The following is a 26,451-nucleotide window of genomic DNA, read 5'->3' as shown; positions in this document are numbered from 1 at the left end:
TTTTCGTCGGCTCAGAACAACGCGCTCGCCAGGTCGCGGCGGGCCTTCCCAACGCGCTCGTCCGACGGGTCGAAGAGCTCGAACAGCGCGACCAGGTGTTCGCGGACGCGGTTGCGATCGTCCCCGGCAGTGCGGCGGACGACGTCGACCAGGCGGCGGAACGCGCCTTCGACGTCCTGCTCGGCGATGTCCAGGTCAGCGGCCGCGAGCTGGGCGTCGATGTCCTTCGGGTCGGCTTCGGCCTTCTCGCGGGCGCTCGGGTCGGCGGCTTCGGCGCGGGCGGTGAACTTGACCTGGGCCAGCGCGTTCTTCGCCAGCTCGTTGGCCGGTTCGGCGTCCAGGATGCGCTCGTACGCGGCCTGCGCGGCGGCGTAGTCGCCCTGCTCGAAGGCCTCCTCGGCCTCGGTGAAGCGCGGGTCCTCCGGCTCCTCCACGGGGCCGCGGGCCTCCTCGGCGGCGCGGATGCCCGGGAGGCGGTCGCGCAGGGCGTCGAGCAGCGAGCCCAGCCACTTGCGGATCTCCGGCTCCGGCAGCGCGCCGGAGAAGGCGTCCACGGGCTGGCCGCCGGCGATCGCGACCACGGTCGGGACCGATTGCGCGCCGAACGCCTGCGCGATGCGCGGGTTGGCCTCGACGTCGACCTTCGCGAGCACCCAGGCGCCGCCGCTCTCGCCCGCGAGCCGCTCCAGCACGGCGGTCAGCTGCTGGCACTGTTCGGAGAACCCGGCCCACAGGTCGACGACCACGAGCTGGTTGAGGGAAAGTTCGACGACGGACTGGAAGGTCGCCTCGGTGACCTCGAGCACCGTGTCCGACGACGGGGCCGGAGTGCCGCCCGGCTGTCCTGCCCCCGCCGTCGACGGCGGCTGGTTCCGGGACGCCTCCGCCCTGGCTTTGAGCGCGGACAGGTCGACCGCGCCGGACAACGCGGCGGACATGGCCGCTGAGTTCGCTGCAGATCCGCGTGGGTGTGTCACGCCCTCCATCCTGGCACGCCTCGCCGCGAGAGTTCAGCGGCAGCCCCGAGGTTCGCTTTTGGCATGAGCAGTCCGCTGAGGCATGCTCTGCGCGAGGACAACGAGGAGGCCGCAGGATGCTCAGCCGGCGCAACGTCACGGTGGCCGTCGCCGTCGTGGTCGCGGTGGCGTGGATCGCCAGCATCACGGCATCCGTCGCGCACCAGGACCCGCCCGGCGCGGCGTCCCCGCCGGAACTGCGCACGGAGCTGACCGCCGCGCTGAGCGGACGGGACGCGGACGCGCTCGCCGGGCTCTTCGACGTCCCCGGATCCGGCGGGGACGACCTTGCCAAGGACTACGTCGGCGTCCTCAAGGACGGGAACGCGCGCGACATCTCGGTGCAGCTCGCGCCGGACGAGCGCGCGCCGACCACGGTTATTGTGCGCGGGAAGACCGGCGCGGGCGAGCAGTTCAGCTATCGGCTCGCCGTGACCAGCGCCAAAGGACGCTGGACCATCGCCTTCACCCCGCCGATTCCCTAGCTCAGCCCTCGCGCAGATGCGCTTCCACCCGCTCGACCTTCGCGGTGAGCTGGCCCGAGTCGTAGCCGGGGCGGATGTCGGCCTTCAGCACCAGCCCGACGCGCGCCGAGCCCTCGCCCGCGGCTTCCACTGCCTTCTTCACCACTGCCATCACGGAGTCCCAGTCGCCTTCGATCTCCGTGAACATGGAGCTGGTCGAGTTCGGCAGCCCCGATTCGCGCACCACCTTCACCGCGCGCGAGACGGCCTCGCTCACTCCGCCGTCCGGTTCTCCCGCCGAGGGGCTCACGCTGAACGCGACGATCATGCGGCTTTCCTTTCCCTGTTCTCGCAGGGCGACCCCCACGACCGGGGTACCCGCTGGTAGCTTCGGTTGCCATGAACCGTCCGCTGCCGTTCGATCCGATCGCCCGTGCCGCGCAGCTGTGGGAAGACCGGATCGGCCCGGCCGGAACCATGGCCGCGGTCACCGGTGTGATGCGGGTGCAGCAGATCATCCAGTCGGCGGTCGACGGCGCTCTCAAGCCGCACGGCCTCACCTTCGCCCGCTACGAGGCGCTAGTGCTGCTCACCTTCTCCCGCAACGCGCGGCTGCCGATGCGGGTGATGGGCGAACGGCTGCAGCTGCATCCCACCAGCGTCACCAACATAGTGGACCGGCTCGAGCGCGACGGGCTCGTGAAGCGCGTGCCGCATCCCACCGACCGGCGCACGACGCTCGTCGAGATCACCGACGAGGGGCGCGCGCTGCGGGAAACCGCCACCGCCGCGGTCACCGGCATCGACTTCGGGCTCACCGGGCTCACCGAGCGGCAGGTGGAGCAGCTGACCGAACTGCTCACCAAGGTGCGCAAGTCGGCGGGCGATTTCACCTCGTGACGCGCGAAGGGCCCGCGCGGTTCGCACGGGCCCTTCGGGAAAAGCGGAAGATCAGACGCCGACCGGCTCCTGCGCGCGGACGAAGAGTCCGACGCCGCCGTGGGTCAGCCGCTGCGGGCCGTCGAGCTTGCCGTTGCGCAGGGCCCACTTCTCGAACAGCCAGGTGAACAGCGGCGGGATGCTCGCGAGCAGCGCCAGCACCAGGGTCTTGCCCCGCCAGCCCAGCGGCTTGGCGACGGACAGGGAGACGATCACGTACAGGGCGAAGACGACGCCGTGCACCATGCCGAGGACGGGCACGCCGCCCTCGTTAGACGCGTCGACGACGTACTTGAGAAACATCCCGATCAGCAAGCCGAGCCAGGACAGAGCCTCGGCGACTGCGGCCACGCGGAACACGAGAGCGGCCTTGCTGGACACGACATCCTCCTGTGCGTCACCCGGTGCGTGCTGACTGCACACACAAAAACACGTCCGACGCGACTGTCCAAGGCGGACGGAAACCGCCTGGCGTCAACAGCGCTGTCGAACGAGTATGAGACCAGTGTGAGGCGTGACCGGCCTCACCGGAACACCGGGGCCCGTGACTCTGGTCACGAGCGATCAGGGCAAAGGTCTGCACCAATTCCGGACAGGGGGCGGAAACGGGCGGGAAATGCCCGGTTAACGGGAAAGACCGCCTCCCGATCCCAGGATCCGGGAGGCGGTCTTCACCGACTGTCCTGCTGCGATCACTAACCGGCACAAGGAGAAGCCGGTGCGGAGAAGCGTGACGTTCCCCACGTGGCCTTCGATGCGTCGCCGGTCAGCGAGAAGTCCAGAGTGGACCCGCGGCGCAGTTGTTCGAGGCTGACGAACGTTTTGTCCGACGCCGTGCCGTTGACGCGCAGCCCGGAGACGTACTGCAATTGCGCCCCGTTCGCGCCGCGCGCGTTGATGGTGAAGTCGCGGCCGTTCGGCAGGTGCAGCACGGACTTGGCGAACCGCGGCGCGTTGAGCACGAAGTTGCCGGTGCCCGGGACAGCCGGGTAGAGGCCGAGGGCGCTGAAGACGTACCAGGCGGACATGGTGCCGAGGTCGTCATTCCCGGTGACGCCGTTGGGGGCGTTCGTGAACAGCGTGTGCGCGGCCCGCACCACCGCGGAGGTCTTCCACGGCTGTCCGGTGAGCGTGTACATCCACGGCGAGTGCAGATCGGGCTCGTTGTTGGGGTTGTAGCGGAACTGCTTGTAGTAGTCGTACGGGCCGACGACCCACTTCTCGTGCGCGGTCTTCGCCGGATCCTTGACCAGGTCGTCGTAGGCGAAGAAGTCGTCGAGCCGTTTGCCCGCGTTGGCCGCACCGCCCATCTTCGCGACCAGGCCGGGCACGTCCTGCTGCACCAGCCACTGGTACTGCCACGCGGTGCCTTCGTGGAAGCCGTCCTGGCCTTGCGGGCTGTACGGGCCGTCGGCCGGGGTGTACCAGCTGCCGCCGGTCACCTTCGGGCGGAAGTAGCCGGTGAAGCCGCGGTCGGTCACCGACGGATCCCAGAGCGTCGCGTACGTCCGGCCCTTGGCGGCCAGCTGCTTCGCGTCTTGCTTACGGCCGAGCGCGGAGGCCATCACCGAGAGGGAGCAGTCGGCGAGGGCGTATTCGAGGGTCGCGGACGCGCCGTGTGCCGGGTCGGTGTCCTGGCCCTTTTTCGGGAAGTTCGGGTCGTATTGGACGAATCCGCCGGCCTGGTAGCTCGCGTTGCCGGAGCGGCCTTGGAACGGCGACGACGCGGGCGGGATTTCGCGGGAGTTCTGCAGCAGCGCTTGGTAGGCGTGCATTTCGTCGCCGCTCAGCGCGCCGAACCGCCACAGGTCGACGAGGAACGGCGTGACCGGGTCGCCCGTCATGGTGTTGGTTTCCTGGCTCGCGTACGCCCAGCGCGGGAGCCAGCCGCCTTGGTCGTGGATGGCGAGGATGCTCTTCGCGACGTCGCGGGCCCGGTCCGGTTTCAGCAGGGCCAGCAACTGGTTCTGCGAGCGATAAGTGTCCCAGAGGGAGAAGAAGTCGTAGTACGTCCAGCCGATCGCTCGGTGGATCTTCTTGTCGAAGCCGTAGTACCGGCCGTCGGCGTCGTTGGCGGTCAGCGGTTGCAGGAAGGCGTGGTAGAGCGAGGTGTAGAAGACCGTGCGGTCGTCCGGGGCGCCGCCGGTGATGTCCACACTGGACAGCTCACGGCGCCAGTCACGCTGGACGTCGTTCTTCACCGCCTCGAACGGACGGACGCGCGAGGCGGCGAGGTTCGTGTCCGCGCCGCGCGCGTCCACTTGGGAAATCGACGTGGTGGCAGTGACCTGGCCGCCCTTCGGGAAGGTCAGCCACGCGCCGCGCAGGCCCGCGCCCCCTTGTGCCGAACGGCTTCCAGGTGTGCCGCCGTCCGGCGACCACGTGCCGTAGGAAGAGAACGGCTGGTCGAATTTCGTGGTGAAGTAAGTGGTGTAGGGCTTGCCACCGCAGAAGGCCTGCGATTCGACGGTGCCCGCGATGGTGTGGTCGTCGATGATCCGGACACTGCTGCCGCTGACCGGCTCCTTCGCGTTGGCCTGTCCGACGTTCACGAAAACGTTGGCTGGGCCGGATTTGTCGAAGGAATACCGTTCGACGCCGCTGCGCGTGCTGGCGGTGGTTTCGACGTCGATGCCGCCGTATCCGGTCAGGTGCACCTTGTAGTAGCCGGGTTTGCCGACTTCACCCTCGTGCGTATACGGCGCGGCGTACTTGGCTTGGTCGAACGTCGCGGGCTTGCTGGTGTCGAACGCCGCGCCCGGGCCGATGTCTCCAGTGGTGGGCAGCATGGACACCAGACCGCCCTGTTCCCAGCAGCCCGCTCCGGACAGGAAGAAGTGGCCGAAGCCGCGAATCGCCGTGTCGGTGTAGAGATATCCGGCGTAATGCGTGGTGATGGGGCTGGATTGGACCATGCCGAACGGCGCGGACGCACCGGGGAAAGTGTTGCCCTCGTCCTGTGTGCCGATGAACGTGTTCACCGCGTCCAGCGGATCGGCCGGACGCGCTTGTGCCGCGACCGGCGTGAGCGCCGCCGCGGTGACAGCGAGCGCCATCGCGCCCGCCAGAACCCTGCTCCTCATGTGACTCCTCTGGGAAAAGTACGTGAGGGGAACCCTGAAGGACTTGAGTCCTTCAGGGTTCCCCTCACGGAAGGTCAGCCCGCGGCGATGGCGAACACGTGCATCGAGCCGCCGCTGACGCCGCTCGGCAATGTCACGCTCGCGACGGTTTTGCCCGCGTCCAGCGTGATCGGCGCGGTGGCGAACACCATCGTGCGGATCTGCTGCGGGTCGCCGCCCGCGGAGTTGCGGTACGGCGTGGACAGGACGATCCGGTTGCCGAACGCCGGCTGCGCTCCGCCGCCGCCGAGGGTCCAGTCGGAGAATCCGACGGTGGCGGTGGACTTGCTGCCGTCGGTGTAGGTGACGGTGAGCGTGCCCTGGGCGTTGCCGTTGCTGGCGGAGCCGAGCAGCGCGAGCCGTCCCGAACCGGACAGAGTGATCGTCTGGCCCGAGGCCACGACGTTGTCCGGGTCGCCGGCCGGGTACGACGGCCAGGTGAAGTTCAGCCCGTCGCTCGACACCGTGCTGCCCGGCTTGGCGCCGGCCTTGGCCAGCGCGTCCGCGGAGTAGCTCCAGCCGCCGCCGTCGAAGTTCCCGGCCGCCGAGTTCGCGTCCGGCGACAGACCGGTGTTGTTCACCGTGGCCAGCCAACTGTTCGGCTTCGCCACCAGGACGGTCAGCACCGCCTGGACGTCCGCGAGGCCCGGCGAGGAGAAGGTGACCGGGATCCGGCGCGGACCGTCGGAGGTGCCCGCCGGAACGCTCACCGTCACGTCAGCGTGGCCCTTGCCCGCCGCCGGGACCTGGACGGAGCCGGTCGCGGGGGTCAGCGTGATGCCGTCCGCGCTGCCCGCGGAATAAGTCCAGGTCCTCGCGGCGCCGGACAGATCCTGCACGCCCACCGAGGCGGTCGAGGTCGTGCCGGCGGGCACCACCGCGCGTGCCGGGTCCACAAAGGACAGGCTCGGCTTCTCCTGCTCGCGGAACGACGGCGGCGCGTCAGCCGGAGCGGAGCCCCACGCGGTCGCGGTCGTCGAGCGAGTGAAGTCCAGCTTGCCGCCCTGAGATATCAACCCTTCCGACAGCCATGCCTTGCCGGCCGCACTGCCGTTCACCTGCAGGGCGCTGGTGTACTCACCGGTGCCGGGAGCGTTGACAGTGATCTTCTTGCCCGCCCCGGTGGTCACCTCGGCGTGCGCGAAGCGCGGCGTGGTCAGCACGGTTTCGGCGCGGCCCGGGATCTCCGGGTAGACGCCGAGCGCGGACCAGACGTACCAGGACGACATCTGCCCGAGGTCGTCGTTGCCGATCAAGCCTTCCGGACGCGGGTTGTACAGCTCGTCCATCGCCCGGCGCACGATGTTCTGCGTCTTCGCCGGAGCGCCGGCGAACGAGTACACGTACGGCGCGTTCGAGTTCGGCTCGTTGCCCAGGAACGCGTACGGCTCATGGGTTCCGGCGTTCAGCTTGGTGAAGAACGTGTCCAAACGCGACTGCGTGGCAGTGTTGCCGCCGAAGGCGGTCACGAGACCGGCGAGGTCGTACGGAACCATCCAGTCGTACTGCGCGCCGTTGCCCTCGACCCAGCCCTGCGAGCTCGCCGGGTCGTAGTTCCCGGAGAAGGAACCGTCCGCGTTGCGCGGCTGAAGATGTCCGCTGCCCGGGTTGTAGAGGTTCTGCCAGTACTGCGCGCGCTTCATGAACGTGGTGTACGTGGCGCTGTCGCCGAGCCGCTTCGCGAACTGGGCGATGGCGAAGTCCGCGCTCGTGTACTCCAGGGTGTCCGCCGCCGCGCCGGGCACGTAGCCGAGCCGCTGGTAGTCCTGCAGACCCGGGCGTTCGGTGTAGCCCTGCGTCGGCTGCGTCGCACCCTTGATCATGAGCAGCAACGCTTTCTGCGCGTCGAAATCGCGCGCACCGAACGCGTAAGCGCTGGAAACGATGATGTGGTACGGATCCCCGTTCATCACGCCGGTGTAGTCGTTCGCCACCGTCCAGCGGTCCCACGAACCGCCTTGTTCGGCGAAGGCCATCATCGAGCGCACGAGGTCCGAGGTCTGTTTCGGCGCGATCGTGGCCAGCAAGGGGGCTTCTGAGCGGTAGATGTCCCAGCCGGAGATGTTGGTGTACATCGCGTGCCCGCGCTCGGCCTGGTGGATCCGGCCGTCGAAACCGGGGTAGCGACCGTCCACATCGGAGAACACATTCGGCTGGATCAGCGAGTGGTACAGCGAGGTGTAGAACGTCGTGGTGTCGGCGTCGCTGCCGCCGCTGACCTGGATCTTGCCGAGCTGGTCGTTCCACGCCTTCCGCGCGGACGCCGCCACCGCGTCGAACGACTGCTTGCCGTTGTTCTCCTCCTTCAGGTTCGCCTTCGCCCCGTCGACGGACACAAAGGACAGTCCGACCTGGACGTTGACCTGCGCGCCGTTGAGATTCGGGAACGTCACGTACCCGCCGCTGCCCGGTCCGCTGACCGTGGTGTCCTGCGGTTTCGCCGCCGCCGGGCGCGCCATCGACGAGCCGATCCCGTTGGGCTGCGCGACCTTCGCCTTGGCCCCGCCGGTCTCCGCGGTCTTGCCCGGCGTCACCGCGCCGTTCTTCCACGTCCCGACGGACTCGAACGGGGTGTCGAACTTCGCCGAGAAATAGACCCGGTATGTGTTCTTCGCGCCGCAGAACCGGCCGCTGGTCGCCCAGCCGCTGATGGTGTCCTTGCCGATGCTGATCGACGCGTCGTCGGTGCCGTTGACCGAACCGGAGGTGTTGACCAGCAACGTCGACGCCGCGCCCGCCGGGTAGGTGAAGCGGCCGGAACCGGTGCGCTGCGTCGCGCTCAGCTCGACCTTCGCGCCGTTGTCCAGGGCGACGTCGTACGCGCCAGCGGTCGCGTGCTCGTTCTGATGCGAGAAGGTCGAGGTGTAGTGGCCCGGGTCGGTCGCGGGCGACGTGCTGATCTCGCCGACGTATGGCATGAACGGCAGGTCCTGATAAGTGGTGCAGCCCGCGCCGGAAAGGTGCGTGAGGCTGAATCCGGTGATCGTGTTGTCGTCGTAGAAATAGCCGCCCGGCTGGGATTTCTTCGTGTCCGGGCTCCACTGCACCATCCCGAACGGCGCGACCGCGCCGGGGAAGGTGTTGCCCGCGCCGCCGCCGGTTCCGTGGTCCGCGCCGCCGGGCCGGGTGCCGACGAACGGGTTCACCCACTTCGCGGGGTCGGCGGTCTTCGCGGCGCTCGCCGCGGGATCGGCCAGTGCCGGGGCGGCCGGGGCCACCGCCGCCACGACCGCGGATGTCAGGAAGATCAGTCCGGCTCTCCAGCGCGCTCGCGCCATCGCCATCGCCTCTCCAGTTGTTCCGGCGCGAATCCGCCGTCACCAGCCGTCGAGGCATCGATGACAACCTTGTCGCGCACCGTCGATGCGGGCTACCTTCGGCAATGGCTCACCGGATCGTCAAGACCGAGGTGAGAGCCTGTCCGATTCGAGACAACGATGTCCACCATCCGCACCAGCGCATTCGGCGAAGCGGGCAGCGTGCGCCCGCGGCCATTGACAGCGCGGGCGCGGATGGTGTCCAATCCCCCGCATTATGACAACGTTGTCTCACTCGGGCCGGGACGCGGACGGGCTTCCCCGCCCCGCCAGCAGGCGGGCCACGATGAGCGATGTGGCCCGGCTGGCCGGCGTCAGCATCAAAACGGTGTCGCGGGTCGTCAACGACGAGCCCGCGGTGCATCCGGACACCGCCGAGCGCGTGGTGGCCGCGATCGAACAGCTGGGGTTCCGCCGGAACCTCGGCGCCCGCAACCTGCGCCGCGGTTCGACCACCGGCACCATCGGCCTGGTCGTCGAGGACGTCGGCAACCCCTTCTACTCCGAGCTGAACCGCGCGGTGGAACGGATCGCGACGTCGTTCGGCAGACATGTGCTGACCGGATCGTCCGGCGAGAACTCCGACCGCGAGCGCGAACTGTCGCTGGAGTTCTGCGCGCGGCGCGTGGACGGGCTGCTGATCGTGCCCGCCGGGCTGCAGCACGGGTATCTCGTGCCGGAGATGCGCGCGGGCACGCCGGTGGTGTTCCTCGACCGCCCGGCCGGCGACATCGTGGCGGACACCGTGCTCGTCGACAACCTCGGCGGCACCATCGAAGCGGTCGGCCACCTCGTGCGGCACGGCCACCGGCGGATCGCGTTCCTCGGCGACAGCCCGGACATCTTCACCGCCGCCGAACGCCTGCGCGGGTTCCGGGAAGGCTGTGTGCGCAACGGGATCTCCTACGACGAGAGCCTCGTGGCGATGCAGACGCCGACGCCGGAAACCGTCGGCCACGCGGTGCGCAAGCTGGTCGGCGGGCCGAATCCGGCCACCGCCGTGATCGCGGGCAACAACCGGGTCGCGGTGCACCTGCTGCGCACGCTCGCGCACGCCGAGCACCGGCCCGCGCTGGTGAGCTTCGACGATTTCGAACTGGCGGATCTGCTCGACCCGCCGGTCACCGTGATCGCCCACGACGTCAGCGCCCTCGGGCACGCAGCGGCCGAGCTGCTGTTCGCCCGGATCCAGGGAGATCAGTCCGCCCCGAGAAAGGTAGTTCTGCCCGTGCACCTAGTCGCCCGCGGTTCCGGTGAGGCCGCCCTGTGACCAAGCACCTCGAGCCGGTCGCGCTCCCGGCCAACCAGCCGCCGCAGTTCTACCGGGGCGGCGACGCGATCGCCGCCCTGCGCGGCGCCAGCGGCACCGACTCGAAGTTCGGGCCGGAGGACTGGGTCGGTTCCGTCACCACCATGTTCGGCCAGGAGACCAACGGTCTCACCAAGCTGCCCAGCGGGATCTGGCTGCGCGACGCGGTCGGCGGCGACCCGGACGCGTGGCTGGGCGCGGCGCACGTCGCCAAACTCGGCGACTCGACCGGCCTGCTGGTCAAGCTGCTCGACGCCGGACAGCGGCTTCCGGTGCACTTCCACCCGACGGATTCGTTCGCCCGCAAGCACTTCGACTCGCACTTCGGCAAGACCGAGGCGTGGATCGTGGTCGGCACCTACGGCGACGACCCGCGCGTGTACCCCGGTTTCCGGGAGACGCTGAGCAAGGAAACCGTCGCCGAATGGACCCGCGAACAGGACGCGCCGAGCATGCTGGGCGCGCTCAACAGCATCCCGGTGCAGGCGGGCGACACGGTCTACATCCCGGCCGGGCTGCCGCACGCGATCGGCGAGGGCGTGTTCGTGGTCGAACTCCAGCAGCCGACAGACTTCTCGCTGACCCTGGAGTGGCGTGATTTCCTCGCCTCGCCGGAAAAGGGCCACCTCGGCATCGGCTTCGACACCGCGATCGAAACGCTCGACACCTCGGGCTGGGACGAAGACCGGCTCAAGACGATCGTGAAGCACACCTCCGGCGACGAAGCGACCACAGTGGACTTGCTCGCGCCGGCCTCGGCGGAGTTCTTCCGCGCCGACCGCATTCAGTTGTCCGGCAACGCTTTCTCGCTCGACCCGTCGTTCAGCGTGCTCGTCGCGCTCGACGGCGAGGGCGCCTTGCGCACCGAGCGCGGCGGCGAGTTCCCGGTGGCGAAGGGCGACACCTACGCGGTGCCGTTCTCCGCGGGCCAGACCGAGTTGTCCGGCTCGCTCACCGTCGTCCGCTGCCGTCCGCCCGCCCCGGAAAGGAGTTAGCGCCGATGAGCGAGATCCTGCTCGAAGCGGTGGACCTGACCAAGCACTACGGATCGGTGGAAGCCTTGGGCGGCGCGTCTTTCCAGGCGCGCGCGGGCGAGGTGACCGCACTGATCGGCGACAACGGCGCGGGCAAGTCCACGCTCGTGAAGTGCCTGTCCGGGGCTGAACAACCGACGTCGGGCCGGATCTTGCTCGAGGGCGAGGAAGTCCATTTCGATTCGCCGGTGGCCGCGCGCCGGGCAGGCATCGAGACGGTGTATCAGGATCTCGCCGTTGCCCCGGACCTCGACCCGGCGGCGAATCTCTTCCTCGGCCGGGAAATCCCGCGCAAGGGCATCCTCGGCAAGCTCGGCATGCTCGACAAGGCGGAGATGCGCCGCCAAGCGGTCGCCGAGTTCGAAAAGCTCGGCGTCGAACTGCAGAGCACCGAGGTGTCGATCGGCTCGTTGTCCGGCGGGCAGCGGCAAAGCGTCGCGGTGGCGCGGTCGGTGGCGTGGGCGTCGAAGGTCGTGTTCATGGACGAACCGACCGCGGCGCTCGGCGTGCGGCAGCGCGAACGCGTGCTGGACGTGATCAAGAAGGTTCGCGACAAGGGCATCGCGGTGGTGCTGATCAGCCACAACATGCCCGAGGTGCTCTCGGTGGCGGACCGGGTCGAGGTGCTGATGCGGGGCAAGCGCGTCGCCAGGTTCGCCGGTGCGGACACGAAACTCGAGGATCTGGTCGCGGCGATGACCGGCGCGCTGGTCCAGGAGGAGGCGGTATGAGCACACAATCGCGCCAGCCTGCTCTTGCCGCCGACTGGGTGCGGGTATCCCGCAAGACACAGGAGGCGGCATGAGCGCACCGGTCAAGGACATCCAGACCGCGGTGGACGGCGAGTTCGTCAAGCCTCCGCTGGGAAAACGGCTCGTCGGGGCCAACACATTCTGGATCGCACTGGTGCTGATCGCGCTGATCGCGGTCTTCACCGCCATCGCGCCCGCCGAGTTCGCGACGCTGTTCACCTTCCAGACGCTGCTGATCGAAACGTCCGTGCTGCTGGTGCTTTCGGTCGGCATGACGTTCGTGATCATCACCTCCGGCATCGACCTCTCGGTCGGGTCGGTGCTGATCTTCGCCGGGATGGTCGCGGGCAAGACCATGGAATCCCTCAGCGGCGGCGACGCCTCGCACGCCGGCTGGGGCGTCATCACGGTCGGGCTCGTCGCGGCGGTGCTCGCGGGGACGATCTGGGGCCTGATCAACGGGTTCCTCATCGCGGTGGCGGGCATCCCGCCGCTGATCGTCACGCTCGGCACCATGGGCGCCGCGCTCGGCGTGTCGTACCTGCTCAACGGCGGGTCGGACGTGCGCAGCGTGCCCACTGAATTGAACAAGACCCTCGGTTACGGCACGTCGTTCGGCGGGGTCCCGAACCTCGTGCTGGTGGCCGTGGTGATCACGCTGATCGGCGCGTGGCTGCTGCACACCACACGGTTCGGCCGGTACACGTTCGCCGTCGGCTCGAACGCCGAGGCGGCGCGGCGGTCGGGCATCGGCGTGACCGCGCACCTGCTGAAGGTGTACCTGCTCACCGGTTTCCTGGCCGGGATCGCGGGTTTCATGTCGCTGGCGTACTACGCGTCGACCACGATCTCGGCGCACACCAACGACAATCTCAACGCCATCTCCGCGACGGTGATGGGCGGCACGAGCCTGTTCGGCGGCGTCGGCTCGATGCTGGGCACGGTGATCGGGGTGTTCATCCCGGCCGTGCTGAAGAAGGGCTTCAACATCACGCACGTGCAGGACTTCTGGCAGATGATCGCGGTCGGCGCGGTCCTGATCGCGGCGGTCTGGTTCGACCAGCGCCGCCGCCGCAAGCGCAACTCCCGCTGAATCGGTCCCCGAGTACAAAGAGGTGCTTACGATGAAATTCAGCAAGACCGTCCTCGCCGCGGGGACGCTCGCGTCCGCGGCGATGCTGGTGGCCGCGTGCGGGTCCGGGCAGGTGGGACAGAGCGGGTCCGGGGACAAGCCCGGCGGCGACTCCGCGAACAGCAAGAAACTCGCGCTGGTGCCGGGCGTGCAGGCGGAGCCGTTCTACATCTCGATGCAGTGCGGTGCGCAGGAAGAAGCGAAGAAGCTCGGCTACGAGCTGACCACGCAGGCGCCGCAGAAGTTCGACGCGGCCATGCAGACGTCGATCGTCAACGCGATGGGCTCCAACCCGCCCGCCGCGCTGCTCATCGCGCCGACTGACGACCAGGCGATGCTCGCGCCGATCCAGCAGGTGCACAACCGCGGCACGAAGATCGTCGAGGTCGACACTTCGCTCAAGGACAAGAGCGTCGCGGTGTCGTCGGTTTCCTCGGACAACGCCGAGGGCGGCAAGCTCGCCGCGCAGACGATGGCGAAGCTCGTCGGCGACAAGCCGGGTTCGGTGCTGGTCCTCGACACCATCGCGGGCACCTCCACCACCGCGGCCCGTGCGAAGGGGTTCGAGGACGAGCTGAAGAACCATCCGAACCTCAAGTCGGTGGGCATCCAGTTCACCCAGAACGAACCGGATCAGGCCGCGTCGAAGGTGACCGCGGCGCTGGCCTCGACACCGGACCTCGTCGGCATCTTCGCCACCAACCTCAACACCGGCGAGGGCGCGGCGACCGGCCTGCGCAACGCGGGCAAGATCGGCAAGGTCAACCTCGTCGGCTTCGACGCCAGCCCGTCCGAAGTGGACGGTCTGAAGAAGGGCGAGTACCAGGCGCTGATCGCGCAGGACCCGGCGCAGATCGGCACCAAGGGCGTCGATCAGGCGGTGGCCGCGCTCGAGGGCAAGCCGACCGAACGGGACCTGACCGCGCAACTGCACTCGATCACCAAGGACGACCTGGACGCCAATTCGAAGTACTTCTACAAGCAGAGCTGCTAATCTCAGGCTCGACGCGAAGGGGACTTTCCGCACGGAAAGTCCCCTTCGCCGTGTTCGGCGCTAGTATCTACTCCCCCAGGTACCCGAGGGGAGGCTCGTCGATGACCGAGAGTGCCCGGCTGCCGTGGCGCTCCCGCCCGGACGCCGTCGGCGTGCTCGGCGCGGCGCGGAAAGTCGCCGACGACCTGAAAGACGGCCTTTCCGGCGTCCGCGCCCGACGCGCCGCACACGGTCTGCGACGGCTGTTCGACGTCGCCGGGCTGGGGCTGTCCGATCTGTCCGGCACCCTGATGTGGTCTGGCCGCCCCGGCGCCGACGACGCCGTGTCCCAAATCCTGGACGACGTGCTGCACCAGGAAGAGCCGATCACCGTGCGTGGCGTGACAGCGGTTCCGTTGCACGTCCACGACGAACTGGCGGGCGCGTTGCTGCTGGTCGGCGAGGTCCCCGGCGCGGTGACACGGCAGGCGGCGGACCTGGTCGTCCAGTCTTTGGAACGGGGCCGGCTCGAAGCTTCGGCGGACCAAGCCGCGCAAGCCGAACTCCGGGCGCTCCGTGCGGAGATGTCCCCGCACTTCGTCTACAACGCACTCACCGTCATCGCGTCGTTCGTCCGCTCGGAACCGGACCGGGCCCGCGATCTGATGCTCGATTTCGCCGACTACACCCGCTACAGCCTGTCGAGGCACGGCGAGTACACCGTCGTCGCCGAGGAGTTCCGCGCGGTGGAAACGTATCTCGCGCTGCAGCGCGCGGTGCTGGGCGAACGGCTCAAGGTGCAGGTGCGGGTCGCACCGGAGGTGCTTGCGGTGGCGGTGCCGTACCTGGTACTCGAACCCCTCGTGGAAAACGCGATCCGGCACGGCATCGAGCCGCGGTCGGGCACCGGGCTCGTCCAGGTGCACGGACAGGCGGAAGGGAACGACTGCGTGATCAGCGTCGAGGACGACGGGGTCGGCATGGAGCCCGAGCGCGCCGCGGCCATCCTCGCGGGCAGCGGCGACGGCACCGGGCTCGGACTGGCCAATGTGGACAGACGATTGCGCACGGTCTACGGGGCCTGGTACGGGCTGACCGTGGAGACGGCGGTCGGCGAAGGCACCCGCGTCGTATTGCGCGTGCCGCGGTTCCAGCCGGGGGTGCTGCCGTGAGCGGGCTGCGGGTGCTGGCGGTCGACGATCTCGCGCCGGCATTGGACGAACTGTGCCGGATGCTGCGTGAGGCGCCGGAGGTCGGCGAGGTCGTCGGCGCGAGCGACGCACTGAAGGCATTGAAACTGTTGCAGGCAGACCATTTCGACGCGGTCTTCCTCGACATTTCCATGCCCGGCTTGGACGGGCTGGAACTCGCGTCGCTGCTGGCGAAACTGTCCGAACCGCCGGTGATCGTGTTCGTCACCGCACACGACGGGCACGCGGTGACCGCGTACGGCATCGGAGCGGTCGACTATCTGCTCAAGCCGGTGCGCACGGAACGGCTTTCCGCCGCGCTGGCGAAGGTGACTCGCTTGGTGCCGAGCGGCCGTCGACAGTCCTCTCCGGACGCGATGGCCGCGCTGCCGGTCGATTCCGGCGGCCGCACCCGGTATGTCCGCCGCGACGACGTGCTGTTCGCCGAAGCCAACGGCGACTACGTCCGGCTGCACACTCGCGGTGGCGTGCATCCGGTACGAATGCCGATCTCGCGGCTCGAAGAATATTGGGAAGGCACTGGATTTACCCGCGTGCACCGCGGATTCCTGCTTGCGGTGAGTGCGGTGCTGGAACTGCGAAGCGATACGACGGGCGGATTGCTGGCGCACACCGAGGCTGGTGACGTGCCGGTGAGCCGACGGCACGCACGCGATCTCCGGGACCGTTTGCTGGAAGCGGCGCAGCGCGGGCAACTCGGGAGCACCCGGTGAGCCGCCTGTGCTGCGCGGCTCGTGAGTGGCAATGCCGGTTAGAACCGGCGCCAGCACTCACGAGCGTTGCGCGGGAGGTCCGGTGAGCCGCACCAAACGCGTCGCCGTTACCAGTCCGCAGACGAGGCTCGCCCGGTCGCGGCGCCTCGAACGCGGCCGGTGGCGGATGCCCCGCCTGCGCGCGCCGGAAGCCGAACGCGCGGCGGTGCTGTACCGGATCCAGCGCCGTCGCGGAATCCCCGCGCTGGTCGCGATGTTCGTGCTGGTGCTGGGTTTGCCGGTGCTGTTCTCGCTCGCCCCGTCGCTGGACAGCGTGCGGTTGTGGGGAATTCCGCTGTCCTGGCTGCTGATCGCGGTCTTGCCGTACCCGGTGCTGGCCGGGCTCTCGTGGTGGCAGCTGCGGCGAGCGGAGAAGATCGAGGACGATCGGTGAGCGGCCCAGCGCTTGCGCCCCAATGCCACATTGGGTGCGCAACCGGAGCGGGCCGGAGGGGCGGGGCCGGATAGATGGACATCGCGCTCGCGGTAGCGCCGGTCGTCCTCGTCACGCTGCTCATCGGCGTGCGCGGGGTCGCCGCCATGCGCACCACGTCCGACTTCCTGGTGGCGTCCCGGCGAATCTCGCCCTTCGTCAACTCCGCCGCCGTCTCCGGGGAATACCTCTCCGCCGCATCATTCCTCGGCGTCGCCGGGCTCATGGTGAAGGACGGCGTCGGCGCGCTCTGGTACCCCGTCGGCTTCACCGCGGGATACGTCGCGATGCTGGTCCTCGTCGCCGCGCCCATGCGCAGATCCGGCGCGCTGACCGTCCCCGACTTCGCCGAAGCGCGCCTCGCCTCCCCCGCGCTACGCCGTCTCGCCGCGGTTGTCGTGCTGGTGATCGGAACCATCTACGTAGTCCCGCAATTCCGTACCGCCGGGCTGGTGCTCACCGCGGTCGGCGGGACGCCGTACTGGGTCGGCGTGGTCATCGCGGGCACCGCGGTCAGCGTCACGCTCGCGCTCGGCGGGATGCGCGCGGCGACCTACGTCCAGGCGTTCCAGTTCTTCCTGAAACTCGTGCTTTTCCTCGTTCCCGCGCTGTGGCTGGTGCTCCAGATCGGCGCCGAAACCCGCGACGCGAGCCTCCACCCGGTCGAGTTCACCCGCTTCTCGCACGCCACCCCGGTGCAGTTCGACCACGACGTCACCCTGACCTTCCGCGAACCCACCGCGATCGAGGACCGCGGCACAGTTCCGCCCGGACAACTGGTGGTGCACAAGGGAGAACAGCTCACCTTCGCCGCCGGTGCACAAGTCCCCGGCGTCAGCGGAGAGGTCGCGCTCGGCGGGCCGGACTGGCAGCGTCCGCTGCTGGAAATCGACAAGGGATACCCGCTGCTCGGCACCTGGGCGGTCCTCATCGCGACCGTCCTCGGCACGATGGGTCTCCCCCACGTCCTGATGCGCTTCCACACCAGTCCGGACGGTCGCGCCGCGCGCCGCACCGCCGCGATCACCGTGGCGCTGCTCGGGGTCTTCTACCTTTTCCCCGGCATCTACGGTGTCCTCGGCCGGGTGCTCGTGCCGCAGTTGTATTTGTCCGGCAACACCGACACCGTGGTCGTCGCGCTCCCCTCGCAAGTCGACCACAGCTGGGCAGGGCAGTTGTTCACCGCTTTGCTCACCGCGGGCGCGTTCGCGGCGTTTCTGGCGACGTCGCTCGGGTTGCTGCTGGTGATGTCCGGCGCGCTCGCCTACGACCTGATGCCCGGTGGCCTGCGCCGGCTGCGGGTGACGGTCGTGTTCGCCGCGATCGCGATGGTGCTGCTCGCGCTGCCGTCCGCGCGGCTCGACGCCGGAGTGCTGGTGACCTGGGGGTTCACCGTCGCCGCGTCTACGTTCTGCCCGCTGCTCGTGCTCGGCATCTGGTGGCAGCGGCTCACCGCGGCGGGCGCGATCGCCGGAGTGCTGACGGGGCTGGCCGCCTCGTCCGGGTCAATCCTGTTCGCGCTGGCCGGCCCCTCGATGCAAGGTTGGGTGGCGATCTTGGTCTCGCAACCGGCACCCTGGTCGGTACCGCTCGCCTTCGGCGTGATGATCACGGTGTCACTGCGCGGGCGCCCACCGTCCTGGGCCGGGGCCGCGATGCTGCGGCTGCACCTCGACGAACGCCCTTCGTCCGCTTCCGGTGACCGTTCGTCAACCGTTCGTCGCGCGGCGAGGCGTTTGAGCCGCTGACGGTTTCCCTGGCTCGGAGTCCTCCCTACTGTGTCGCGGACCACATCCGCAGCGTCGCACAAGGGAGATCCCATGAGCGCAGGCGACCCGTCCGGCGCCCCGCCGGACTCGACCTGGGAGCAGGTGCACGACAGCGCCGAGTTCCGCCAACTCCGCGGCAGGCTCCGCCGGTTCGTGTTCCCGATGGCCGGACTGTTCCTCGCCTGGTACCTGCTCTACGTCCTGCTCGCCGACTACGCGCACGGCTTCATGAGCACGAAGATCGCGGGCAACTTCACCGTCGGCCTCCTCTTCGGGCTGCTGCAGTTCGTGTCCACGTTCCTCATCACGTGGCTGTACGTGCGCTACGCCAACAAGAACCTCGACCCGCTCGCCGAGCGGATCAAGGACGACATCGAGAACCCGGCGAAGGAGGGCGCATGAGCACGCTCGCCGCGAGCGTCGAGGGCAGCAACCCGACTCTCAACATCACGATCTTCGCGCTGTTCGTGGTCATCACCCTGGTGATCGTGTTCCGCGCGAGCCGCAACACGAAGACCGCGTCGGACTACTACGCGGCGGGCCGCGCGTTCACCGGGCCGCAGAACGGCATCGCGATCTCCGGCGACTACCTGTCGGCGGCGTCGTTCCTCGGCATCGCCGGCGCCATCGCGGTGTACGGCTACGACGGGTTCCTGTACTCGATCGGCTTCCTGGTGGCGTGGCTGGTCGCGCTGCTGCTGGTGGCGGAACTGCTGCGCAACACCGGCAAGTTCACCATGGGCGACGTGCTGGCGTTCCGGATGAAACAGCGTCCGGTGCGCGCGGCGGCAGCGATTTCGACGCTCGTGGTGTCGTTCTTCTACCTGCTGGCGCAGATGGCGGGCGCGGGCGGGCTGGTCGCGCTGCTGCTGGGCATCGACGGCAAGGCCGCACAGTCGCTGGTGATCGCGGTGGTCGGCGTGATCATGATCGCCTACGTCCTGATCGGCGGCATGAAGGGCACCACCTGGGTCCAGATCATCAAAGCGGCGCTGCTGATCGTCGGCGCGCTCGCCATGACGCTGTGGGTGCTCGGCAAGTACGGCTTCAACTTCTCCTCGCTGCTGCAAGGCGCGGTCGACAAAGCAGGCCAGGCCGGCGAAGCGCTGCTCGGACCGGGCAAGCAGTACGGCAAGGACGGCACGACGAAGCTGGACTTCTTCTCCCTCGGCATCGCGTTGGTGCTGGGCACCGCGGGCCTGCCGCACGTGCTGATGCGCTTCTACACGGTGCCGACCGCGCGCGAGGCGCGTCGTTCGGTGGTGTGGGCGATCGTCCTGATCGGCGTGTTCTACCTGTTCACTCTGGTGCTCGGCTACGGCGCGGGCGCGCTGGTCGGGCCGGACGCGATCAAGAAGGCGCCCGGCGGCGTGAACTCCGCGGCTCCGTTGCTGGCGCTGAACCTCGGCGGCCCGGTCCTGCTCGGGCTGATCTCGGCGATCGCGTTCGCCACGATCCTCGCCGTGGTCGCGGGATTGACGATCACCGCGTCCGCCTCGTTCGCGCACGACGTCTACGCGAACGTGCTGAAGAAGGGCAAGGCCAACACCGGTTCGGAGGTCCGCGTCGCGCGGATCACCGCCGTGGTGATCGGCATCGTCGCGATTCTCGGCGGCATTCTGGCGAACGGGCAGAACGTCGCGTTCCTGGTGGCGCTGGCCTTCGCGGTGGCGGCTTCGGCGAACCTGCCGACGATTCTGTACTCGCTGTTCTGGAAGCGGTTCAACACCCAGGGCGCGCTGTGGAGCATTTACGGCGGGCTGATCGTGACGATCGTGCTCATCGTGTTCTCGCCCGCCGTTTCCGGGAAGCCGGTCGACCCGAAGACGGGCAAGAGCGCGTCGATGCTGCAGGGCGTGGACTTCCACTGGTTCCCGCTCGACAACCCGGGTCTGGTCTCGATCCCGATCGCGTTCATCCTCGGCTGGCTGGGCACGATCCTGTCGAAGGAACACGACAAGGCGAAGTTCGCCGAAATGGAAGTACGGGCGCTGACCGGCGCTGGCGCGGAAAAGGCCGTGCAGCACTGAGTTTTGCCCCGCCGAAAACCGCTGGGCGCCGCTTTCGCCGCGGCGCCCAGCGGTTTTCACGACGGCAGCTTCCCCTGCGCGATCCCTTCGAGCGCGCCTTCCAGCACCCGGCGGAGATACCGCCACAACCCGGCCCCCAGCGAAATCCGGGCTACCCCCAGTTCGGCAAGCCCGGCCAGCCCCGGACCGCCGGGAAGCGCCGAAGCATTGACCGGACCGCCCACCTGACGGACGAATTCGGCCAGCACTTCAGGCGAACGCACGAGAATCGGGTAGACGCAGTCGGCCCCGGCTTCGAGATACGCGCGCCCGCGAGCCACGGCGTCGGCGAGCACGGCTTGTTCGTCCGTTGCCCCGAGGAACGAATCCACGCGCGCGTTGACCACCAGCCCGTCACCAGCCGCCCGGCGCAGCTCGGCGAGCCACTCCGCTTGCTCCGCCGCCGGTCGCAGCGCGCCCTTGCCATGGTCGGTGTCCTCGACGTTGCAGCCGACCGCACCGATTTCCTTCAGCCGGGCAGCGAGGTCCGCCGGAGCCAAGCCGTAACCGGCCTCGGCGTCCACGGTCACCGGCACCGCCACCGCGTCCGCGATCCGCTTGGCCGCGGCGAGCATCTCGTCCGCCGACGCGCCTTCGTGGTCCGCTTTCCCGAGCGCCGCCGCGACCGCCGCGGAACTCGTTGCCACCACCGGGAATCCGGCGGTTTCCACTGCCTTCGCGGTATCCGCGTCCCAAGCGTTCGGCAGGATCAACGGTTTCCCGGGCACATGCAGCGCCCGCAGCAGCTCAGCGCTCACTCCGCACGCTCCGGCAACTCGGCGTGGCTCGCGACCATGAGCCGGTTCCAGGTGTTGATGGCGACGACGCACCACGCGAGCGCGCGGTACTGGTCCTCGGTGAACACGCGGACCGCCTCGGCGTAGACGTCTTCGGGAACGTCCTTGTGGTCCGAGATGAGGGTCATCGCCTCGGTGTACGCGAGCGCGGCGCGTTCCTGCTCGGTGAACAGTTCGGTCTCGCGCCATCCCTCAAGCACGAAAAGCCGTCGCGGCGATTCCCCGGCTTCGACGGCCATCGCCGCGTGCATGTCGAGGCAGTAAGCGCATCCGTTGATCTGCGACGCGCGCATTTTGACCAGCTCGATGAGCTTCACGTCGAGCCCCGCGTTCGCGCTGGCCTTCTTCACCTCGCCTTGCAGGTGGGACATCGCTTGATACAACCCGCCGGTGGCGAGCGCGATTCGCTTCGTCATGCCGATTACGCTAATCGGGATTGGCCTAGGCGGGTGGTCCAGTTCGAGGTGGGTCCCGTGGGCCAGTCAGCGCGCTTCGGTCAAGGGAGAACGCTGCGGGACAAGACCAGTTCGGGTCGCGCGCCTGATCGACCGGCCGCGCGCGACCCCGTCCCGGTCAGCGGCCGCAGAACAGGCACAGCGGCAGAACCAGCTCCAGATCCGTCTTCCGCACCGGCTTCCCGTCCACCGGCGTCTTCCCCGGCGGGGTGTCCGCGGACGGCTGGATGCCGCCCGCCGCGACGCGGTCCAGGGTGCGCAAACCAGCCGAGCCGACCGTGCCGAAGACCGTGTAGTTCGGCAGCAGGCTGGAATCCCCGTACACCACGAAGAACTGCGATCCGTTCGTGTCCGGGCCGGCGTTCGCCATGGCCAGCAGGCCGCGCGCGTACGTGCGGCGCTTGCCGGTCGGGTCGGACGGGGCGGGCGGGAGCGTCGTCGGGAGTTCGTCGCGGAACTTGTAGCCCGGGCCGCCCTCGCCGGTGCCGGACGGGTCGCCGCACTGCAGGACCTTCAGCGTCGGGTACGCGGTGAGCCGGTGGCAAGTCGTCTGGTTGTAGAAGCCGTGCGCGGCCAGGTGCAAGAAGCTCTGCACGGTGCACGGAGCCTGCGCGCGGTCGAGCCGCAGCGGGAGCAGGCCCTGGTTGGAGAAGACGGCGACGTCGACGCTGCCGTGGTCCGGCGTGTGCTTCGGGTCGCGCGGCAGGGAAACCGGGCGCACCGCGGGGTCGTCCGGAGTCGGGGTGTACTGGCACGGCCCCGAGGCGACCTTCGGCGGCGCCTCAGCCGCCGAAGCCGGTACAGCCACGGCGACCAGCGACAACGCGGTCAGCACGGACACGAGCAGTCTTTTCATTCCGGTTCCCTCCCAGTGCACGGAGGATCGCAGTATAGGGACGGGAAACTGCCTGCGCTTCCGGCGAAAGTCGCAACCTGACCGGCTGTCAGCGGGGTCGTGAGTGTCTACGCCGGTTAGCACCGGCATTGCCGCTCACGAGGTTTTCAGCTCCGCGATCAGCCGGTCCGCCGCCGCGAACGGGTCCAGTTCCCGGGCCACCACTCGCGCCGCCAAGTCGCTCAGCCGATCGCCGTCCCGGAGGTCCGCCAGTTCCGCGTGCAGCCTCCGCAACGCGATCGCGGCGACCTCCTCCCGGGCGCGAGCGGCGCGGCGGCGGTCCAATTCCCCGTGTGCCACAAGCCATTCATGATGCGTCCGCAACGCCGACACCACTTCGTCGACGCCCTCGCCCTTCGCCGCCACCGTGCGGACGATCGGCTGCCGCCAGCTCGGCCCGCGCAGTTCGCGGCGGGCCAGGGTGATCATCTGCTTGAGGTCGTGCACCGTCGCGTCGGCGCCGTCGCGGTCGGCTTTGTTGACCACGAACACGTCCGCGATCTCCAGCACCCCGGCTTTCGCCGCCTGGATGCCGTCGCCCATTCCCGGAGCCAGCAAAACCACGGTGGTGTCGGCCAGTTTCACAACGTCCACTTCGGACTGTCCAACCCCGACAGTCTCGATCAGCACGACATCGAAACCGGCCGCGTCCAGCACCCGCACCGCCTGCGGGGTCGCCCACGAAAGCCCGCCGAGGTGTCCCCGGGTCGCCATCGAGCGGATGAACACGCCGGGATCGGTGGCGTGCTCGGTCATCCGGATCCGGTCGCCGAGCAACGCACCGCCGGAGAACGGCGACGACGGGTCGATCGCCAGCACCCCGACGCGCAAACCCTCGCCGCGCAAGGCGGTGAGCAGCGCGGACGTCGAGGTTGACTTGCCGACCCCGGGCGGGCCGGTGAGCCCGACGACGCGGGCGCGCCCGGTACAGGGCGTCAAAGCGCGGGCGATGTCCGCGACTTGCGGCGACGAAGCAGTGTCCGACTCGATAAGCGAAATGAGCCGGGCGACCGCGCGCGGTTGTCCTTCCCGCGCGCGGCCGACCAGCTCGTCGAGGTCCGGGCCGGCCAACTTACGCCGACGGGACGCGGATCAGCAGCGCGTCGCCCTGTCCGCCGCCACCGCACAGTGCGGCCGCACCGAGGCCGCCGCCGCGCCGGCGCAGCTCGTGCACCAGGTGCACGGCCAGCCGCGCGCCGGAAGCGCCGATCGGGTGGCCGAGCGCGATCGCGCCGCCGTTGACGTTCACCTTCGACTCGTCCAGCCCGAGCTTCTCGCTCGACACCAGGCCGACCGCGGCGAACGCCTCGTTGATCTCCACCAGGTCCAGGTCGCCGACGTCCAGCTTCGCCTTCTTCAGCGCGGCGCGGATCGCGTTCGACGGCTGCTCGTGCAGGCTCGCGTCCGGACCGGCGACGACGCCGTGCGCGCCGATCTCGGCCAGCGGCGTGATGCCCAGCTCGGCCGCCTTCTCCGGGCTGGCCACGATCACCGCGGCCGCGCCGTCGGAGATCTGCGACGCCGAACCGGCGGTGATGGTGCCGTCCGGGGCGAACGCCGGACGCAGCTTCGCGAGGCTCTCGCCGGTGGTGTCGGCCCGCACGCCCTCGTCGGTGGAGAACACGACCGGGTCGCCCTTGCGCTGCGGGATCGACACCGGCGCGATCTCCTCGCGGAAGAACCCGGCCTCGATCGCCGCCGCGGCCCGCTGGTGCGAACGCGCGGAGAACGCGTCCTGCTGCTCGCGGGTGACGCTGTAGCGGCCGTTGTGCTTCTCTGTCGAAACACCCATCGCGACCTGGTCGAACGCGCAGAACAGGCCGTCGTAGGCCATGTGGTCGACCAGCGTGGTGTCGCCGTACTTGAACCCGGAGCGCGACTTCGGCAGCAGGTGCGGGGCCTGCGTCATCGACTCCTGGCCGCCCGCGACGACGAGGTCGAACTCGCCCGCGCGGATCAGCTGGTCGGCGAGCGCGATCGCGTCGAGGCCGGACAGGCAGACCTTGTTGATGGTCAGCGCCGGGACGTCCATCGGGATGCCCGCGGCGACCGCGGCTTGGCGCGCCGGGATCTGGCCCGCGCCGGCGGTGAGCACCTGGCCCATGATCGTGTACTGGACCTGGTCCGGGGAGACGCCGGCCCGTTCGAGCGCGGCCTTGATCGCGATCCCGCCCAGCTGGGCTCCCGAGAAGTCCTTCAACGAGCCGAGCAGTCGCCCGATCGGGGTACGGGCAGCGCCCAGGATCACGGAACCGGACACGACGTCCTCCAAAGCATCGGTGCACTGGCAGTGTTCCCACGATACGGCCTGCGCGGGGTTCCCGGCGCGTCTTGATGGAGCCAGTGTGAGGGGGCGCACGCGGGGTTCCGCGAGGCCCGGCGGGGCTTATCCTCCCCGGTATGGACACCGAGCCCAGCGCATCCGTGCTCAAGCCGTTCGTGACCGCGATCGACCACGTCGGCATCGCCGTGCCCGACCTCGACGCGGCCATCGCCTTCCACCGCGACCACTTCGGCCTGGAGGTCGCGCACGAGGAGGTGAACGACGAGCAGGGCGTGCGCGAGGCGATGCTGCGCGCGCCGGGTACCGCGGGCACCGAGACGATGATCCAGCTGCTGGCCCCGTCCCGGGACGATTCGACGATCGCCAAGTTCATCGGCCGCAACGGTCCCGGCCTGCAGCAGCTCGCGCTGCGAGTGTCCGATGTGGACGCCGCGGCGGCGGCGCTTCGCGCGCAGGGGCTGCGGTTGCTGTACGACGCGGCCAAGCGCGGGACCTCGAACAGCCGGGTCAACTTCGTGCATCCGAAGGACGCGGGCGGGGTTCTGGTCGAACTGGTGGAGCCCGCCGCCTCGCACTGAACCGCGCCCCAATGTGGCATTGGGTGCATCTGACGCACCGAACGCCACATTGGGTGCATCGCATGCACCCAATGCCACATTGGGGAAGCTTCGGGCGCGAAGGCCGCGGTGCGGTTCTCACACCGCCGAAGCAGGCGGGTTGCCCTTGGCCGCCCGCGCCGACAGCGCGTTCGCCACGAAGGTCAGCTCGCCGTCGAACTCCGCGGGCCGGTCGTCGCCGGTGTGCCGGGCTGTCGCGTGCCGGTGGGTGACCGCGCGGGCCAAAAGCCCGGACGCGTTGTCGATGTCCGCTCCGGCGAGCCGCCCGCCGGCGGCGGCCACGATCACCGACCGCATCAGCCGGACCAGTTGCTGGAACCGTTCGGACAGCGCGTCGCGGACCACGTGATGGGTGTCGGCCTCGCGCCACAGCAGGTGCGACAGGCCCAGCGAGCCGGTGAACCGGCGGTCGAGTTCGCCGACCAGCCTGCGCAGGGAACCCGCCAGGTCGCCGGGGACGACGACCGCGGCGGGTTCGATGCGTTCGTCCGGCAGCCGGTCGACCAGAGCGGCCAGCAGGTCGGACTTGCGGCGGAAGTAATAGTGGACCAGGCCCTTCGGGACCCCGGCGCGCTCCGCGATGCGGGACGTCGGGGTCGCTTCGAAGCCGGACTCGGCGAACAGCTCCTCCGCCGCGCACAGGATCCGTTCCTTCGCCGAGTCGTCGGTCATCTCACCTTTCCCAACCAGGGCGTCGCTGCCCCGTCAGTGCTGGCCCGCCATCCGGTGGGCGGCGTTGGCCTCCGGCATCGCGGCCGCGCCGGCGATGATCGTCAGCGCACCGCCGACCCAGGACGTCCACGACGCCCCGTTGAATTCCGTATACCCCATCACCCACGGCGCGATGAACAGCAACGCGCCGAGGACGATCTGCACGCCCTCGCCGTAAACCATGCTCGGCGCCGCGAGCGACACCAGGCCGTCGATCGCGATCAGCGCACCGAGGACCACCATCGTCCACACCATCGTGGTGTTCGTGCTCAGCCAAAGGGGTGAAAGAGCGGCGACAACACCGATGACGACCTCGGCCCAGTCGTAGGGCCGCGTCCAGGCGCGCGTCGAGACTTCACTCATTCGTGCTCACCTCCGCCGGAAAAGAGCCGTTCAGGGA

Annotated in this window: 26 protein-coding genes; 14 read left to right on the top strand and 12 right to left on the bottom strand. The window is 69.1% G+C overall.

Going from position 1 to position 26,451, the window contains the following annotated elements:
* Positions 1-11 precede the first annotated feature (11 nt).
* Positions 12-938, bottom strand: coding sequence for a tetratricopeptide repeat protein (locus L3Q65_RS44270; RefSeq protein ID WP_237598305.1), 927 nt, complete (start codon positions 936-938; stop codon positions 12-14).
* Positions 939-1,093: 155 nt separating this feature from the next.
* Here L3Q65_RS44270 and L3Q65_RS44265 point away from each other — a divergent pair, with 155 nt between their 5' ends.
* Positions 1,094-1,501, top strand: coding sequence for a hypothetical protein (locus tag L3Q65_RS44265; RefSeq protein WP_237598304.1), 408 nt, complete (start codon positions 1,094-1,096; stop codon positions 1,499-1,501).
* Between the two features lies 1 nt (position 1,502).
* Here L3Q65_RS44265 and L3Q65_RS44260 read toward each other — a convergent pair whose 3' ends face one another.
* On the bottom strand, positions 1,503-1,808 hold the full coding sequence (locus L3Q65_RS44260) for a thiamine-binding protein (protein ID WP_182892289.1): 306 nt from the start codon (positions 1,806-1,808) through the stop codon (positions 1,503-1,505).
* Between the two features lie 71 nt (positions 1,809-1,879).
* Between L3Q65_RS44260 and L3Q65_RS44255 the strand changes: the two genes are divergently transcribed.
* Entirely contained in the window at positions 1,880-2,380 is a 501-nt protein-coding gene (locus L3Q65_RS44255) for a MarR family winged helix-turn-helix transcriptional regulator (protein ID WP_182892290.1), read from the top strand.
* 51 nt (positions 2,381-2,431) lie between these two features.
* Here the strand turns inward: L3Q65_RS44255 and L3Q65_RS44250 are convergent, their stop codons facing one another.
* From L3Q65_RS44250 to L3Q65_RS44240, 3 genes are all read right to left on the bottom strand, one after another.
* On the bottom strand, positions 2,432-2,800 hold the full coding sequence (locus L3Q65_RS44250) for a DUF3817 domain-containing protein (protein ID WP_037811885.1): 369 nt from the start codon (positions 2,798-2,800) through the stop codon (positions 2,432-2,434).
* Between the two features lie 314 nt (positions 2,801-3,114).
* Positions 3,115-5,502, bottom strand: a complete 2,388-nt coding sequence (locus tag L3Q65_RS44245; RefSeq protein WP_237598303.1) for a GH92 family glycosyl hydrolase — start codon at positions 5,500-5,502, stop codon at positions 3,115-3,117.
* A 74-nt stretch (positions 5,503-5,576) separates the two neighbouring features.
* Positions 5,577-8,825 (bottom strand): GH92 family glycosyl hydrolase, encoded by a 3,249-nt coding sequence (locus L3Q65_RS44240; RefSeq protein WP_237598302.1) that lies wholly within the window; start codon positions 8,823-8,825, stop codon positions 5,577-5,579.
* A 319-nt stretch (positions 8,826-9,144) separates the two neighbouring features.
* Between L3Q65_RS44240 and L3Q65_RS44235 the strand changes: the two genes are divergently transcribed.
* The 11 genes from L3Q65_RS44235 (at position 9,145) to L3Q65_RS44185 (ending at position 20,253) form a co-directional block, all read left to right on the top strand.
* Positions 9,145-10,128 (top strand): LacI family DNA-binding transcriptional regulator, encoded by a 984-nt coding sequence (locus L3Q65_RS44235; RefSeq protein WP_182892292.1) that lies wholly within the window; start codon positions 9,145-9,147, stop codon positions 10,126-10,128.
* A complete protein-coding gene (locus L3Q65_RS44230; RefSeq protein WP_182892293.1) occupies positions 10,125-11,162 on the top strand; it encodes a class I mannose-6-phosphate isomerase in 1,038 nt (345 codons plus the stop codon). Before L3Q65_RS44235 ends, L3Q65_RS44230 begins: the two co-directional genes overlap by 4 nt.
* Before the next feature lie 5 nt (positions 11,163-11,167).
* Positions 11,168-11,932 carry an ATP-binding cassette domain-containing protein gene (locus L3Q65_RS44225; RefSeq protein ID WP_182892294.1) on the top strand — a complete coding sequence of 255 codons (765 nt, stop codon included), beginning with the start codon at positions 11,168-11,170 and terminating at the stop codon, positions 11,930-11,932.
* A 70-nt stretch (positions 11,933-12,002) separates the two neighbouring features.
* Positions 12,003-13,046 carry an ABC transporter permease gene (locus L3Q65_RS44220; RefSeq protein ID WP_182892295.1) on the top strand — a complete coding sequence of 348 codons (1,044 nt, stop codon included), beginning with the start codon at positions 12,003-12,005 and terminating at the stop codon, positions 13,044-13,046.
* Between the two features lie 31 nt (positions 13,047-13,077).
* Positions 13,078-14,079 carry an ABC transporter substrate-binding protein gene (locus L3Q65_RS44215; RefSeq protein ID WP_182892296.1) on the top strand — a complete coding sequence of 334 codons (1,002 nt, stop codon included), beginning with the start codon at positions 13,078-13,080 and terminating at the stop codon, positions 14,077-14,079.
* Positions 14,080-14,180: 101 nt separating this feature from the next.
* A complete protein-coding gene (locus L3Q65_RS44210) occupies positions 14,181-15,230 on the top strand; it encodes a sensor histidine kinase (RefSeq protein WP_182892297.1) in 1,050 nt (349 codons plus the stop codon).
* The gene (locus L3Q65_RS44205; RefSeq protein ID WP_037811898.1) at positions 15,227-15,982 is read left to right on the top strand and encodes a LytTR family DNA-binding domain-containing protein; all 756 of its coding nucleotides are present in this window, start codon (positions 15,227-15,229) and stop codon (positions 15,980-15,982) included. Before L3Q65_RS44210 ends, L3Q65_RS44205 begins: the two co-directional genes overlap by 4 nt.
* 82 nt (positions 15,983-16,064) lie before the next feature.
* Positions 16,065-16,415, top strand: coding sequence for a hypothetical protein (locus L3Q65_RS44200; protein WP_067583425.1), 351 nt, complete (start codon positions 16,065-16,067; stop codon positions 16,413-16,415).
* 74 nt (positions 16,416-16,489) lie between these two features.
* Positions 16,490-18,202 (top strand): cation acetate symporter, encoded by a 1,713-nt coding sequence (locus tag L3Q65_RS44195; RefSeq protein ID WP_182892298.1) that lies wholly within the window; start codon positions 16,490-16,492, stop codon positions 18,200-18,202.
* A 72-nt stretch (positions 18,203-18,274) separates the two neighbouring features.
* A complete protein-coding gene (locus L3Q65_RS44190) occupies positions 18,275-18,625 on the top strand; it encodes a DUF485 domain-containing protein (protein WP_182892299.1) in 351 nt (116 codons plus the stop codon).
* The gene (locus tag L3Q65_RS44185; protein WP_182892300.1) at positions 18,622-20,253 is read left to right on the top strand and encodes a cation acetate symporter; all 1,632 of its coding nucleotides are present in this window, start codon (positions 18,622-18,624) and stop codon (positions 20,251-20,253) included. Before L3Q65_RS44190 ends, L3Q65_RS44185 begins: the two co-directional genes overlap by 4 nt.
* Positions 20,254-20,309: 56 nt before the next feature.
* Here L3Q65_RS44185 and L3Q65_RS44180 read toward each other — a convergent pair whose 3' ends face one another.
* The 5 genes from L3Q65_RS44180 to L3Q65_RS44160 form a co-directional block, all read right to left on the bottom strand.
* Positions 20,310-21,050 carry an isocitrate lyase/phosphoenolpyruvate mutase family protein gene (locus tag L3Q65_RS44180; protein ID WP_182892301.1) on the bottom strand — a complete coding sequence of 247 codons (741 nt, stop codon included), beginning with the start codon at positions 21,048-21,050 and terminating at the stop codon, positions 20,310-20,312.
* Entirely contained in the window at positions 21,047-21,505 is a 459-nt protein-coding gene (locus tag L3Q65_RS44175; protein ID WP_182892302.1) for a carboxymuconolactone decarboxylase family protein, read from the bottom strand. Before L3Q65_RS44175 ends, L3Q65_RS44180 begins: the two co-directional genes overlap by 4 nt.
* Before the next feature lie 157 nt (positions 21,506-21,662).
* Positions 21,663-22,400 carry a peptidylprolyl isomerase gene (locus L3Q65_RS44170; RefSeq protein ID WP_182892303.1) on the bottom strand — a complete coding sequence of 246 codons (738 nt, stop codon included), beginning with the start codon at positions 22,398-22,400 and terminating at the stop codon, positions 21,663-21,665.
* A 135-nt stretch (positions 22,401-22,535) separates the two neighbouring features.
* Complete coding sequence (gene meaB / locus L3Q65_RS44165) at positions 22,536-23,510, bottom strand: methylmalonyl Co-A mutase-associated GTPase MeaB (RefSeq protein ID WP_182892304.1); 975 nt, start codon at positions 23,508-23,510, stop codon at positions 22,536-22,538.
* A gap of 1 nt (position 23,511) precedes the next feature.
* The gene (locus L3Q65_RS44160) at positions 23,512-24,699 is read right to left on the bottom strand and encodes an acetyl-CoA C-acetyltransferase (RefSeq protein WP_182892305.1); all 1,188 of its coding nucleotides are present in this window, start codon (positions 24,697-24,699) and stop codon (positions 23,512-23,514) included.
* Between the two features lie 140 nt (positions 24,700-24,839).
* Here L3Q65_RS44160 and mce point away from each other — a divergent pair, with 140 nt between their 5' ends.
* A complete protein-coding gene (gene mce, locus L3Q65_RS44155) occupies positions 24,840-25,301 on the top strand; it encodes a methylmalonyl-CoA epimerase (RefSeq protein ID WP_237598301.1) in 462 nt (153 codons plus the stop codon).
* Positions 25,302-25,418: 117 nt separating this feature from the next.
* Here the strand turns inward: mce and L3Q65_RS44150 are convergent, their stop codons facing one another.
* Both L3Q65_RS44150 and L3Q65_RS44145 read right to left on the bottom strand, forming a co-directional pair.
* Positions 25,419-26,012: a TetR/AcrR family transcriptional regulator gene (locus tag L3Q65_RS44150; protein WP_182892307.1), complete on the bottom strand. Its 594-nt coding sequence runs from the start codon at positions 26,010-26,012 to the stop codon at positions 25,419-25,421.
* A 33-nt stretch (positions 26,013-26,045) separates the two neighbouring features.
* Complete coding sequence (locus L3Q65_RS44145) at positions 26,046-26,414, bottom strand: SPW repeat protein (protein ID WP_101435391.1); 369 nt, start codon at positions 26,412-26,414, stop codon at positions 26,046-26,048.
* Positions 26,415-26,451: the final 37 nt, after the last annotated feature.

It is taken from the genome of Amycolatopsis sp. FU40 (assembly GCF_021903635.1).
GTDB classification, from domain to species: Bacteria; Actinomycetota; Actinomycetes; order Mycobacteriales; family Pseudonocardiaceae; genus Amycolatopsis; species Amycolatopsis dendrobii.
This window is presented reverse-complemented; position numbering and strand designations above follow the sequence as displayed.